9 protein-coding genes are annotated in these 13115 nt (G+C 72.0%); 6 read left to right on the forward strand and 3 right to left on the reverse strand.

What is annotated here, in order from left to right:
* The first annotated feature begins 450 nt into the window (after nucleotides 1-450).
* Both ACZ43N_RS33865 and ptsP read left to right on the forward strand, forming a co-directional pair.
* Nucleotides 451-900 carry a PTS sugar transporter subunit IIA gene (locus tag ACZ43N_RS33865; protein ID WP_468102885.1) on the forward strand — a complete coding sequence of 150 codons (450 nt, stop codon included), beginning with the start codon at nucleotides 451-453 and terminating at the stop codon, nucleotides 898-900.
* 77 nt (nucleotides 901-977) lie between these two features.
* The gene (gene ptsP, locus ACZ43N_RS33870; protein ID WP_468102886.1) at nucleotides 978-2648 is read left to right on the forward strand and encodes a phosphoenolpyruvate--protein phosphotransferase; all 1671 of its coding nucleotides are present in this window, start codon (nucleotides 978-980) and stop codon (nucleotides 2646-2648) included.
* Between the two features lie 65 nt (nucleotides 2649-2713).
* Here the strand turns inward: ptsP and ACZ43N_RS33875 are convergent, their stop codons facing one another.
* A complete protein-coding gene (locus ACZ43N_RS33875; RefSeq protein ID WP_468102887.1) occupies nucleotides 2714-3622 on the reverse strand; it encodes a hypothetical protein in 909 nt (302 codons plus the stop codon).
* 104 nt (nucleotides 3623-3726) lie between these two features.
* The gene (locus tag ACZ43N_RS33880; RefSeq protein WP_468102888.1) at nucleotides 3727-5694 is read right to left on the reverse strand and encodes an acetoacetate--CoA ligase; all 1968 of its coding nucleotides are present in this window, start codon (nucleotides 5692-5694) and stop codon (nucleotides 3727-3729) included.
* A gap of 211 nt (nucleotides 5695-5905) precedes the next feature.
* Between ACZ43N_RS33880 and ACZ43N_RS33885 the strand changes: the two genes are divergently transcribed.
* Nucleotides 5906-8272: a glycoside hydrolase family 31 protein gene (locus ACZ43N_RS33885; RefSeq protein ID WP_468102889.1), complete on the forward strand. Its 2367-nt coding sequence runs from the start codon at nucleotides 5906-5908 to the stop codon at nucleotides 8270-8272.
* 13 nt (nucleotides 8273-8285) lie between these two features.
* On the opposite strand, the gene ACZ43N_RS33890 is transcribed toward ACZ43N_RS33885, so the two are convergent.
* Nucleotides 8286-8822, reverse strand: a complete 537-nt coding sequence (locus tag ACZ43N_RS33890; RefSeq protein WP_468102890.1) for an NUDIX domain-containing protein — start codon at nucleotides 8820-8822, stop codon at nucleotides 8286-8288.
* Between the two features lie 257 nt (nucleotides 8823-9079).
* Between ACZ43N_RS33890 and ACZ43N_RS33895 the strand changes: the two genes are divergently transcribed.
* The 3 genes from ACZ43N_RS33895 (at nucleotide 9080) to ACZ43N_RS33905 (ending at nucleotide 12495) form a co-directional block, all read left to right on the forward strand.
* Nucleotides 9080-9505 (forward strand): Zn-ribbon domain-containing OB-fold protein, encoded by a 426-nt coding sequence (locus tag ACZ43N_RS33895; RefSeq protein ID WP_468102978.1) that lies wholly within the window; start codon nucleotides 9080-9082, stop codon nucleotides 9503-9505.
* Nucleotides 9502-10692, forward strand: a complete 1191-nt coding sequence (locus ACZ43N_RS33900; protein WP_468102891.1) for a lipid-transfer protein — start codon at nucleotides 9502-9504, stop codon at nucleotides 10690-10692. The genes ACZ43N_RS33895 and ACZ43N_RS33900 overlap by 4 nt, the downstream gene beginning before the upstream one ends.
* A gap of 156 nt (nucleotides 10693-10848) precedes the next feature.
* Complete coding sequence (locus ACZ43N_RS33905) at nucleotides 10849-12495, forward strand: EAL domain-containing protein (RefSeq protein WP_468102892.1); 1647 nt, start codon at nucleotides 10849-10851, stop codon at nucleotides 12493-12495.
* Nucleotides 12496-13115: the final 620 nt, after the last annotated feature.

Consider the following 13115-nt stretch of genomic DNA (forward strand, 5'->3'; position numbering starts at 1 on the left):
TTGTCCGATGGACGGGGTATCAACATATCTGGCGTTGATTTTTGGCACGCTGTTGAGTTCTCAAGGAACGGACGCTTCCTTTGTACTCACCCGAGCATCTTCTCGGGCTTTCCTCCGGGCGCTTCCCTTCGGTCTTGCGTTTCCGACTCTATCAGTGTTTTTCCGTCTCTCTGACCACTCTCCCGCAGACATGCGGAAGGGACCCTGAGATAGGATCTGACAAGTTGGATGCCGCTTAGGGCGGGACGCGCAGTGGCGCCGCTCGGCCCCGAGCAGGTCTACGACTGTACAGCGGGCTCCGGAGCGCGTGCAAATCGCTTGGACTGGTGGTCTAGACCACTAGGCGGTATCTTCCGTGCGGAACCCTGCATCTGACATACGCTGCTGGGCAGTGCCGCGCGAGACAAGCGGTGACGGCTCGTACGCAGCTCCACCCCTGGGAGGCTTCCCATGACCACCGTGACGTCCCCGCTTGCCGGACGCGCCATCGGACTGGCCGCCGTACCGGACCCCGTCTTCTCGGGAGCCATGGTGGGCCCCGGCACTGCGATCGACCCCGCGCGTGACGCGACCGACGCCGTCTCCCCCGTGGACGGAGTCATCGTCTCGCTGCACCCGCACGCGTTCGTCGTGGTCGACAGTGAGGGACACGGTGTGCTGACGCATCTCGGGATCGACACCGTGCAGCTGAACGGCGAAGGGTTCGAGCTGCTCGTCAACAAGGGCGACACCGTCCAGCGTGGTCAGGCCGTGGTCCGCTGGGACCCCGCCGCCGTCGAGGCCACGGGCAAGTCGCCGATCTGTCCTGTCGTTGCCCTGGAGGCCACAGCGGACGCACTCTCCGATCTCCGCCTGGACGGCGATGTGAAGACCGGTGACGCGCTCTTCGGCTGGCAGTGACGCCAGGTCCGTACCGCACGGCAAGTTCGACAACCACCGCGGCGGCGGGGTCCGCCGCCCTACCGGAGACGGGTGAGATGGAGACAACGCTGCGAGGCGTCGGTGTGAGCCACGGTGTGGCCATCGGCGAGGTTCGGCACATGGGCACGGCGGTCCTGGAACCGCCGGCCAAGCAGATACCGGCGGAGGACGCGGAGCGCGAGCAGGGACGGGCCCGCAAGGCGGTGGACGCCGTCGCGGCCGACTTGACGGCGCGCGGCAACCTGGCGGGCGGAGAGGCCCAGGCGGTGCTCGAAGCCCAGGCGCTGATGGCGCAGGACCCGGAACTGATGGCGGATGTGGAACGCCGAATCGCCGTGGGGAGCACGGCGGAGCGGGCGGTCTACGACGCCTTCGCCGCGTACCGCGCTCTGCTGGCGGGTGCCGGTGAGTACCTCGCGGGCCGGGTGGCCGACCTCGACGACGTGCGGAACCGTATCGTCGCCCGGTTGCTCGGGGTCCCCATGCCGGGGGTGCCGGACAGTGACGAGCCGTATGTCCTCATCGCCCGTGATCTGGCGCCTGCGGACACGGCGCTGCTCGACCCGACTCTCGTGCTCGGTTTCGTCACCGAGGAGGGCGGGCCGACCAGTCACAGCGCGATCCTGGCGCGGGCGCTCGGTGTGCCGGCCGTGGTGGCGCTGCCGGGGGCCGGGGAGCTCGCCGAGGGCACGGTGATCGCCGTGGACGGCAGCACCGGTGAGATCTTCGTGAACCCGAGTGCGGAGAAGAAGGCCGAACTGGAGTCCGCCGCCGCAGAGCGCAAGGCCGCGTTGGCAGCGTCCAGCGGTCCGGGGGCCACCTCCGACGGGCACAAGGTGCCGCTGCTGGCCAATGTGGGCGGTCCCTCCGACGTGCCGGCGGCCGTGGAGGCCGGGGCCGAGGGTGTCGGTCTCTTCCGTACCGAGTTCCTCTTCCTGGACGACAGCAAGCAGGCGCCCTCGGAGGAGAAGCAGGTCGAGGCGTACCGGAAGGTGCTGGAGGCCTTTCCCGAGGGGCGGGTGGTCGTACGCGTGCTCGATGCGGGCGCCGACAAGCCGCTGGACTTCCTGACTCCGGCCGACGAGCCGAACCCGGCGCTCGGTGTGCGGGGGCTGAGGACGCTGCTGGACCACCCGGAGGTGCTGCGCACGCAGCTGACGGCGCTCGCCAAGGCCGCGGAGGGACTGCCCGTCTATCTCGAGGTCATGGCGCCGATGGTCGCTGACCGCACGGATGCGAAGGCGTTCGCCGACGCGTGCCGTGAGGCCGGACTGCGGGCCAAGTTCGGTGCCATGGTCGAGATCCCGTCGGCTGCTCTGCGGGCGCGGTCGATCCTGCAGGAGGTCGAGTTCCTTTCGCTGGGGACCAATGACCTCGCGCAGTACACGTTCGCGGCAGACCGGCAGGTGGGTGCGGTGTCGCGGCTGCAGGATCCGTGGCAGCCCGCGCTGCTCGACCTGGTGGCGCTGTCCGCGGAGGCCGCGAGGGCCGAGGGCAAGAGCTGCGGTGTGTGCGGTGAGGCGGCGTCGGATCCGCTGCTCGCGTGTGTGTTGACGGGGCTGGGAGTCACCTCCCTGTCCATGGGGGCGGCGTCGATTCCGTACGTGCGGGCGACGCTGGCGAAGTACACGCTGGCCCAGTGCGAGCGTGCTGCGGCTGCCGCTCGGGCGGCGGACACGGCGGAAGAGGCGCGCAGTGCTGCTCAGGCGGTGCTGTCCGGCGAGTGACGTGGCGGTGATCGGTTGAGGCCGAGGGGCGCTCCACCTGCAGCGGGTGGAGCGCCCCTCCGCGTTCAGTGGAGGTGTCCGTCCGGGGCGGTGCCTCCCCGGCCGAGGTCGTCCCCGAGGTCGGGCGGGGTGCAGTAGTCGACGCCGGACTCCGGTGAGACGAGGTCGCCGGAGTCCACGTCGGTGCAGTAGGCGTCGAAGACCTCGCCCGCGGTGAGGGGTTCGAGGCCTTCGCCGCGCAGACGCCAGCCGTAGACCCGGTCGGTGGTGTCGGGGGCGGTGGTGCGCATGACGAGTCCAGCGGGGCTGCGAGTGGCGATGCCCAGGGCGAGGACGGTGGCGAACTCCAGGGCTTCCGTGTCGTCCAGGCGGGTGGCGCCGTCGGGGCCCTGGTCCGCGCGGAGGACGGCGACGAGTGCCTGGGGCTTGGAGGAGACGCTGCACACGAGGTGGCGTTCGCCGGGGCCTGCCGTGTCGAGGATGCGGGTGAGCAGTTCCATGGCCCGGGCGAAGGCCGCGCGTCCGATGTCCTCGCCGCAGCAGACGCAGGCACCGATCTGGGCGAGGAGTGTGGTGGCGTATTCCCAGGTGGCCTGGCGGACCGCCTCGTCGATCAGTTCGGGGACGAGTTCGGTGAGGGACTGTCCTTCGTAGGGGACGGCGGCGCCCGTCGCGGCCAGTTCGGCGGTGAAGCGGGTGCGGCTGGAGGGGGTGTCCGGTTCGAGACCCGTGTCGGCGCAGAATTGCGCGTACTCCTCGGGGTCGAAGAGGGCGACGGTGGTGTGGTTGCCCTGCTCGGCTCGGGTGCGGAGCAGGGCTTCCACTTGGTCGAGGTAGGTGGTGTGGTCGTCGAAGGTGAAGCTGCGGTAGCGCCGCATGGCCGTGAAGTCGTGCTCGTCCGCGAGCAGGCCGATGGTGCCCGCGATCTCGCGGCGCAGGACCCTTCGCATGCTCTGGTGGCCGGTGTGTGCCATGGTTCTCCCCCTGTGCGAGCAGTCGATCAATGCTCACTCACAGTAACCGGACCCACTGACAACGGGTGCCGGCCCGGTGTCCGGCTCACGGCGCCCGGTCCGCGTCAGGCTCGTTCGCGGGCCAGGTCCTGGTAGAAGCGCAGCAGGTCGAGGTTGTCGATGGAGCCGGGATTGACCGCCTTCTCCAGGGGGGTGCCCTGGAGAAGGCGCTTGACGGGGACCTCGATGCGTTTGCCGGTGAGCGTGTGGGGGATTCCGGGGACCTCGATGATCTCGTCGGGTACGTGGCGCGGGGAGAGCTCCTGGCGGATGGTCCGCTTGATGCGGTCCCGGAGTTTTTCGTCGAGGGTCGATCCGGGGCTGAGGTGCACGAAGAGGGGCATCCAGTAGCCGCCGTCGGGCTGTTCGATGCCGATGACGAGGGATTCCTTGATCTCCGGGAGCCGTTCCACGGCTTCGTAGATGTCGGCCGAGCCCATGCGGACGCCCTGGCGGTTGAGCGTGGAGTCGGAGCGGCCGTGGATGACGACGGAGCCGCGTGAGGTGACGGTGATCCAGTCGCCGTGTCGCCAGGCGCCGGGGTAGGTGTCGAAGTAGCTGTCGTGGTAGCGGGTGCCGTCGGGGTCGTTCCAGAAGTGGATCGGCATGGACGGCATGGGGTTGGTGACGACGAGTTCGCCGACCTCGTCGGTGAGAGGTTTGCCGCTGGGGTCCCAGGACTGGAGGTCGGTGCCGAGGCAGGGTGCCTGGAGTTCGCCGATGTGGACGGGGAGGGTGGGGACGGCTCCGGCGAAGCAGGAGCAGACGTCGGTGCCGCCGCTGACGGAGGCGATCCAGAGGTCCTCGCGGACCTCGTCGTGGAGCCAGCGGAAGCCGTCGGGCGGGAGCGGGGAGCCGGTGGTGCCGACGCACTGGACGCGGGAGAGGTCGTAGTCGCGGCCGGGGTGGATGCCGGCCTTGCGGCAGGCCATGACATAGGCGGCGGAGGTGCCGTACAGGGTGGCGCCGGTGCGTTCGGCGACGCGCCACTGGGCGCCGGTGTCGGGGTACCCGGGGCTGCCGTCGTAGAGGACGACCGTGGTTCCGGTGAGGAGGCCGGAGACGAGGAAGTTCCACATCATCCAGCCGGTGGAGGTGTACCAGAAGAAGCGGTCCTCGGGGCCGAGGTCGCAGTGCAGGCCGAGCTGTTTGAGGTGCTCGATCAGGATGCCGCCCTGGGACTGGACGAGGGCCTTGGGGAGGCCGGTGGTGCCGGACGAGTAGAGCACCCACAGGGGGTGGTCGAAGGGCACCTGTTCGAAGGTGGGTTCGATGTCCGCAGAGGTGAGGGCGGACCACTGCAGGGCCCCGTCGGGGGCGTCGGTGCCAAGGAGGGGGATGTGGACGACGGCGCGCAGGGTGGGCAGTTCGCGGCGGAGTTCGGCGACGATGTCCCGGCGGTCGTGGTCCTTTCCGCCGTAGCGGTAGCCGTCGACGGTGAACAGGACGACCGGCTCGACCTGCTGGAAGCGGTCGAGGACGCTGCGGGCGCCGAAGTCGGGAGCGCAGGACGTCCACACGCCGCCGACGGCGGCCGTGGCGAGGAGGGCGACGACGGCCTGGGGGATGTTCGGGAGGTAGCCGCTGACGCGGTCTCCCGGGCGTACGCCGAGGGCGCGTAGTTCGGCGGCGAGGGAGCCGACCTGGCGGCGCAGTTCGGCCCAGGTCACGGGGCGTGGTTCGTGGGTCTCGTCGACGTGGAGCAGGGCCGGTTCGTCGGCGCGGGTGGCGGCCGCGCGGAGGGCGTGTTCGGCGTAGTTCAGGGTGGCGCCGGGAAACCACTGGGCGCCGGGCATGGCGCGGTCGCCGAGCACGCGCGCGTAGGGCGTGGAGAACCGTACGTCGAACCACTCGGTGACGGCCTTCCAGAAGGTCTCGAGTTCGTCGACGGACCAGCGGTGCAGGGCCGGGTATCCGCCTTCGGCGGGGGCTCCGTGGTGCTCGGCCGCCCAGGCCTGGAACCGGGTGATCCGGGCCCGGGCGATGCGGTCCGCGTCGGGCCGCCAGAGCGGCGAGGGGTTCGCTGAGGTCATGGGTCGGCTCCCGGACTGTGCGCGTCGTGTGCGTCTGGCGCGCACGAGCGGGGTGTGCGCGTGACGCGGCCACCACGGACGATGCCATGTGATCGACTTCGGCACCAGGGTGCGCCGCGGATGGTCGGCGACATGAAGTGTGCCGTCACCATGGGTGAACGGAAGTTGAACGACTCACACAAACGGGCCGGTCAGTGGCAGGGTGAGCGGCATGGAGGGTCGTGACCTGGTGCGTTCGGTGAAGGCGATCGGTTCGGCGGGGGCGGTGCAAGGGCTTCGAACCGTCCGGGCCGCGTGGCGCAGGAGGCGTTCCGATGCCACCGGGTTGGTGGCGCGGGGCGCCGAACGGGCGCGGGTGCCGGGGTCGGTCCGGGATGTGGAGCCGGGGCCCGGCGGTGGGGTCGTGCGGTTCGGCCGGTCGGAGTTGCGGATCATCGTCGATGTGAACGGGGCCGTTTTCTGGGGCTGGGACGGGGCCGGGCAGGAGCCGTCGTACGCCGTCGCGGGCCGGTGCCCGGAGCCGGATCCGCGGGCCATGCTGGAGCCGCACAAGGACGGCGGCTGGCGGGTCGTGGCCGAGCGGGTGACGGTCGTGGTGTCGCGGTTCGGGGCGGTCGAGGTGTGTACGCCCGGTGGGGTGACGTTGCGGCGTGATCTGCCGCCGCGGTGGTGGGAGCCGGTCGGTGGGGGTGAGGCGCGGTGGACGCAGCGCTCGGAGGTAGCGGCCGATGCCCGGTTCTTCGGTCTGGGCGGGCGCGCGGCCGGGCCCCGGCTGCGTGCGGGAACGTATCGCCTGTGGAACACGGATCCCGGGCACGCGTTCAGGCCTGGCGATGATCCGCTGTACATCACGATGCCCGTGCAGATGGTGGTGGCCGACGCGGGGACGCATCTGGTCTTCCACGACACCACGTGGGACGGCACGGTGACGTTGCGCGAGGGCGAGGAGGGCGCGGGGTCGGGGCACGACCGGATGGGCGCGTCGGAGCTGCGGATGTCAGGGGGGCCGCTGCGCTGCTGGGTGATGGTCGGTACTCCCGCGCGCGTGCTGCATGCCTGGGCGGCGCTCACGGGGGCTCCGGCGCTGCCGCCGGCGTGGGCGCTGGGACACCATCACGCGCGGTGGGGGTTCGGCAGCGAGCAGGAGGTGCGGCGGATCGTCGCGGGGTACCGGGAGCACGGGCTGCCGCTCGACGCGGTCCATCTGGACATCGACCACTTCGACGGCCATCAGGTGTTCACGGTGGACGCCGAGCGCTTCCCGAAGTTGCCTGACCTCGCCGAGGAACTGCGGGGGCAGGGGATCCGGCTGGTGTCGATCGTCGACGCGGCGGTGCCGGCGCGGCCCGGCAATGCCGTGTACGACAGCGGGACGGCCGAGGACGCGTTCGTGCGGGATGCCGCGGGGCGGGTCGTGGAGGGGCTGGTGTGGCCCGGGGAGTCGGTCTTCCCGGACTTCACGCGGGCGCGTACGCGCGCGTGGTGGGGCGGTCTGTACGAGGAGAGGCTCGCGCAGGGCTTCGCGGGGTTCTGGCACGACATGAACGAGCCGACGTCGTTCGTGGCGTTCGGGGAGAACACGTTGCCCCGGTCGGCCCGGCACGACCTGGAGGGCCGGGGCGGCGACCATCGGGAGGCGCACAACGTGTACGCGTTGTGCATGGCGCGGGCCGGCTACGAGGGGCTGCGTGAGCTGGTGCCCCAGGAGCGGCCGTTCGTGTTCTCGCGTTCCGGGTGGGTGGGTATGCAGCGCTACGGGGGCGCGTGGTCCGGGGACGTGGCGACGGGCTGGCCGGGGCTGCGGGCGTCGCTGGCGCTGGTGCTGGGGCTCGGACTGTGCGGAGTGCCGTACTCGGGTCCGGATGTGGGCGGCTTCGACGGGAGCCCGTCGCCCGAGCTGTTCCTGCGGTGGTTCCAGCTGGGGGCGTATCTGCCGCTGTTCCGCACGCACGCCAGCATGCGGGCTGGGCGCAGGGAGCCGTGGGAGTTCGGGGACGAGGTCGTCGAGCACGCGCGGGTGGCGCTCGTCGAGCGGCGGCGGCTGCTGCCGTACTTCATGACGCTGGCCCATAAGGCGCGGCGCACGGGGGCGCCCTATGTGCGCCCGGTGTGGTGGGGTGCGCCGGAGGACCGGGCGCTGCGGGACTGCGAGGACGCGTTCCTGCTGGGGGGCTGTCTGCTGGTGGCGCCGGTGCTGGAGCCGGGTGCGGACAGGCGTGCCGTGCAGCTGCCTCGGGGGCGCTGGTACGACACGGTGACGGGGAAGGCGTACCAGGGGCCCGGTCGCGTGCTGGTGGACGCGCCGTTGTCGAGGATCCCCGTTCTCGCGCGCGCGGGTGCCGTGGTGCCGGTCCGGGGCGCCGACGGCGGCCTGGAGCTGGAGGTGTGGGCACCCGCGCGCGGGCGGACGGGGGGCGGGCTCGTGGTGCCGGACGCGGGCGACGGCTGGAACGAGCCGGAGGTCGAGCGGTACACGACGCGCTGGGAGGGGCGGCGTGTGGTCGTGGAGCGGGACGGGGAGGAGGGGCCGGTCGAGCCCTCGTACCCGGTGCGGGTGCGTGGGCTCGACCGGGGGTGAGCGCGGGTCCGGCTCAGATGTAGCGGCCGTCGAAGAACGCCTGTACCGCCAGGGTGTGCAGCGGGAAGGCGAGTTCGGCCGGTCTGCGCAGCAGGTGCCAGCCCTCCGTCTCGTCGGTGGCCGCGGGCGGCGGGAGGTTGGCTGCCGGGCGTTCGGGGAGCAGCCCGAACAGGAGCAGATGGCCGTCGGGTGAGCTCATGGCGTCGGCGAGGCGGACGTCGCGGTCGGCCGCGCAGATGCCCGTCTCCTCCTTGAGCTCGCGGACGACGGCGTGCCGCCAGTCCTCCCGGTGGTCGATGAAGCCGCCGGGCAGGGCGGTGCCCCCGCGTGCGGGGGCGATGGTCCGTGTGATCACCACGAGGGCTGTGCCCTTGGTGTCGTACACGGGCTGGAGGGCCACCGCGACGGGCAGCGGGTTGCGGTAGGCCACGGTGTGGCAGGCCTCGCAGGTGCGGGGCCAGCCGGAAACGCCCTCACCGTAGGGCGCTCCGCAACCGGAACAATGCGAGTCCGGTGCGGAGTTGGCGGTTGGGTGTTGATTTGCGGACACGCGGCGGACTGTATCCGATCATCTGCTGGTCGTCCTGTTCGGGCGACGCAATGCGCCATCGCGGCCGGTGGACGGCATGAGGAGGGGTGGCCGGAACCACCCCCGTCGGCCCCGGCCACCCCTCCGGATACTGCGACGCCGAATGGGGCTCGTTGGTTCGCTCCGGGGCCTGCTCAATTTCCGCCGCCCGTGACAAACTTCTGACGGTTCATCAGATCTCTTGTCGGGGAGGCGCGTTGTCGCGTAGTCGCACGCCTGTGGTCGCCGGCTGGTTCACCGGGGAGGGCGACGAGTTCCGTCTGCTCGGCACGCGCTGCTCGACGTGTGCCTCGGTGTTCTTCCCCCGCGAGGACGTCTTCTGCCGCAACCCCGGGTGCGGCGGGGGCGAGCTGCGGGAGGTGCCGCTGTCCCGGCGGGGGCGCGTGTGGTCGTACACGGACGGCCGATACCGACCTCCGTCACCGTACGTGTCCGATCCGGACCTGCCGTGGGAGCCGTACGTGTTGGTCGCGGTGGAACTGGCCGCGGAGCGTCTGGTGGTGCTGGGGCAGGCGGTTCCCGGGGTCACCGTCGCCGATCTGGCGGTGGGCATGGAGGTGGAGGTCGTCCCCGGCGTGCTGAACGAGGATCCGGAGACGACCTGGACGACGTGGCACTGGCGGCCGACGGGGGTGACGGCATGACGGACGACGTGGCGGTGCTCGGCGCGGGCATGCACCCGTGGGGCAAGTGGGGAAGGAGTTTCGTCGAGTACGGCACGGCCGCCGCGCGGGCGGCGCTGGACGACGCCGGGGTCGGCTGGCGGGACGTCGGCTCGATCGTCGGGGCGGACACGGTGCGTGGCGGCTACCCGGGGTACGTGGCCGGGGCGACCTTCGCGAAGGCGCTGGGCTGGCAGGGGGCACGGGTCACGAGTGTGTACGCGGCCTGCGCGTCGGGGGCGCAGGCGGTGGCCGCCGCCCGGGCGCAGATCCTCGGCGGTCTCGCGGACGTCGTGCTCGTGGTGGGGGCGGATTCGGCGCCGAAGGGGTTCTTCCGGCCCGCGGGCGGGAATCGCCCGGACGACCCGGACTGGCTGCGGTTCCGGGTTCTCGGCGCGACCAACCCGACCTACTTCGGGCTGTACGCGCGGCGCCGGATGGCGGTGCACGGTGACACCCGGGAGGACTTCGCCCGGGTCAAGGTGAAGAACTCGGCGCTGGGGGCGCTCAACCCGTACGCGCGGTACCGCAAGCGGGTGACCGCGGAGGAGGTCGCGGGGTCCCCCGTCGTCGCGGACCCGTTGCGGCTGATGGACATCTGCGCGACCTCGGACGGGGGTGCGGCCCTCGTGCTGTCCGGCATGGAGTTCGCACGGCGGCACGGCGTGGCCCGGCCCGTGCGCGTACGCGCGGTGTCCACGGTGACGCCGCACTATCCCAACACGGTGCTGGACCTCCCGGACATCGCGACGGACTCCGCGGTGGCGGTGGAACCGGCTGCCGAGACGTTCCGGGCGTCGATCGCACGGGCGGCGTACGAGGAGGCGGGTCTCGGACCGGACGACCTGTCGCTCGCCGAGGTCTACGACCTGTCCACGGCGCTGGAACTGCAGTGGTACGAGGACCTGGGGCTGTGCGGCGAGGGTGAGGCGGCGAAGCTGCTGCGGGACGGGGTGACGGCGCTCGGCGGACGGATACCGGTGAACACGAGCGGGGGTCTCGCGTCGTTCGGTGAGGCGGTCCCGGCGCAGGCGATCGCCCAGGTGTGCGAGCTGGTCCGGCAGTTGCGGGGCGATGCGGGTGACCGGCAGGTGGCGGGAGCGCGCGTCGGCATCAGTGTGAATCAGGGGTTGTTCGGGCACGGGTCGGCGGTGATCGCGGTCCGGTGACGCATCCGGTCGGGTGCGGGCGGCGCAGCGGCCCGGTCGCCACGGTGTCCGAGGGAGTCGTGCAGACGTGCGTACAGTCCGTGCCGGTGCGAAAACCATGCGTGAACAGCTTATGAACCGGGTCCCGGCGGGCGCGGGCGACGTCATCATGCTGCCGTGCCTTCCTGGTCGGACATGCTCCGCTTCGCCTTCCAGCCGATCGTCAACCTGACAACCGGCGGGGTCTCGGCGCTGGAGATACTCGCGCGTCCCGAGAGCGGTGACGTGCTGGCCGAGGCCCGCCGGGACCCCGAACTCGACGGCCGGCTGGCCGCGTCCGCGATCCGTGCCGCGGCCCGGATGGAGACGCTGCTGCCGCTGCATGTGAACGTCTTCGCCGCGACACCGACCGATCTGGGCGGTCTCGCCGCACTGCGGGACGCCGTACGGGACGTGCGGCGGCTGCCGTGGGAGGTGACCGTCGACATCGTGCCGCCGTACGCGCACGTGCCCCGGTCGGGCCTGCTGGAGGCGGTCGCCGGGCTCAGGAGCGAGGGTTTCCGGATCTGCGCCGACGGGGTCGGGGAGGGCGACGTACCGCTGCGGTTGCTGGTGGATCTCGCGCCCCACCTGGTGAAGCTGGACGCGTCGCTGCTGGCACGGCCCGCCGCGGTGCGGGCGATGCGGACGCTGTGCGACGAGGTGGGCGCGTTGTTGTCGGTCGAGGGGGTCGAGACGGAGGCGCAGTGCGCGGCAGCGATGGCGGCGGGCGCGCAGCTGGCGCAGGGCGAGTTGTTCGCGCCGGCCGCCCGGCTGCCCGCGGCGGACGTGTACGTTCCGCGGCTCTCCCCCGTGGCGCCGGCGCCCGTCGCCGGGCCCTCGGTACGGCAGTTCCTGCGGCCGGCCGCGCTGTTGCCCGCGTCGGCGTCGGCGGCCGAGGTGCGGGCGCTGCTCACCGGGGCTCCCGAGGTGTCGGGGGTGCTGCTCGTGGACGGCTGCGGGAGCCCGGTGCGGTCGGTGCACCGGTCGCGGTTCCTGCTGTCGATGTCGGGGCGCTACGGGCACGCCTTGTACGCCGACCGGCCGGCGGCGAGGCTCGCCGACCCGCCCCGAACGGTCCGTGTCGACGCCACGGCCTGGGAGGTCCTCGACATCGTGGCGCTCGGCGACCGGGACCGTACCTCGGACGACGTCGCGGTGGTCGACCCGTACGGGCGGTGTGTGGGCGTCGTGCGGCCGGCCGATCTGCTGCGGGCACTCGCCGAGAGCCGGGTCGAGGAGGCGGCGGGTCTCAATCCACTGACGCGGCTGCCCGGTTCGGACGCGATCACCGGCGAGGTGGACCGATGGATCGCGGCCGGGCGTACGGTCGCGTTGAGCTGGCTGGACATCGACCACTTCAAACAGGTCAACGACGGGGCGGGGTTCGCCGCCGGGGACGAGTTGATCCGGTCCGTGGGGCGGGCGTTGCAGCGCGCCGCGTCCGGGGCGGCCCGGGTGGGCCACATCGGGGGTGACGACTTCCTGGTCCTCGCCGAACCGGACGGACTCGATCCGTTGGCCGGTGCGGTGCTGGACGTCCCGTGGTCGGTGGGCGGGAGCGCGGTCACGCTGTCGTTCGCCACCGTCGTGTGCTCCCCCGGCAGCGTCACCGATCATCGGGAGGCTGCCGCGTACCTGGCACCGCTCAAACGCGCCGCCAAGGCGCTGGGCGGCGCCAGTTGGGTGCTGGGGCGGGCCGGGCGACCGGGGCACGAGGTGCGGCGCGGGGGCGAGGCGGTGGGGGCGGGGGCAGGGCAGCCGGGCTGTGCCCGAGCGGAGTGACGGGCGCGGGGGCCCGCTTCTCGCCGGTCGGCCGGTCGGGTGGTACGCGGGCGTCGGCGTCGGTGCCCAGGACAGCGGCCCCCAGGTGGGGCGGAGTTCGGCACGGACGTGGAAGGCGGCTTCCATGGGGCCACCCAACGAGCAAGGGCGCACAGCGGCCGTACGCACGCCTACGCGCCCGGGCTTGCGGCGGGCCATGACGAGGCCCGGAAGCCGACCCGCTCGGTAGCGGTGGACGGATCCCCGACGGCCGCTCCCCTGACCGCCATGCCCCTCCCCCGGCCGCACCCCCGACGGCGGTGCTGGGCCGTCGTGTCGAACGCCGCACGGGACGGCCGTCCCCAACCATTGTTCGTCCGTGTTCTTGACGCCCCCTGGGTGCCGGTGAACACTGCCGGTGTCAGTCGGCATCGCCGCATTCGGGCGTCTTTGTGCACTGCGCCGCTCGGGTCTCCCGCCTGCCCATCGGGCCGTCCCCCACGGGCGATTCGGCTGCTACGGCACGCTCGTCACGGACGCCGGGCGGGGCTCGGGACTCTCCCTGCCTTCGGCTGAAGTAGCCATGGGAACGCACCCTGCACGCATGGTCCGGGGTCGATCACCCCCGGGCCGGGGCCTAG

This window comes from Streptomyces sp. NPDC030814 (genome assembly GCF_055572155.1).

Bases quoted from the DNA above. Each gene is read 5' to 3' on its own strand.
- ACZ43N_RS33865 (WP_468102885.1), top strand. From the start codon at position 451: ATGACCACCGTGACGTCCCCGCTTGCCGGACGCGCCATCGGACTGGCC.
- ptsP (WP_468102886.1), top strand. From the start codon at position 978: ATGGAGACAACGCTGCGAGGCGTCGGTGTGAGCCACGGTGTGGCCATC.
- ACZ43N_RS33875 (WP_468102887.1), bottom strand. From the start codon at position 3,622: ATGGCACACACCGGCCACCAGAGCATGCGAAGGGTCCTGCGCCGCGAG.
- ACZ43N_RS33880 (WP_468102888.1), bottom strand. From the start codon at position 5,694: ATGACCTCAGCGAACCCCTCGCCGCTCTGGCGGCCCGACGCGGACCGC.
- ACZ43N_RS33885 (WP_468102889.1), top strand. From the start codon at position 5,906: ATGGAGGGTCGTGACCTGGTGCGTTCGGTGAAGGCGATCGGTTCGGCG.
- ACZ43N_RS33900 (WP_468102891.1), top strand. From the start codon at position 9,502: ATGACGGACGACGTGGCGGTGCTCGGCGCGGGCATGCACCCGTGGGGC.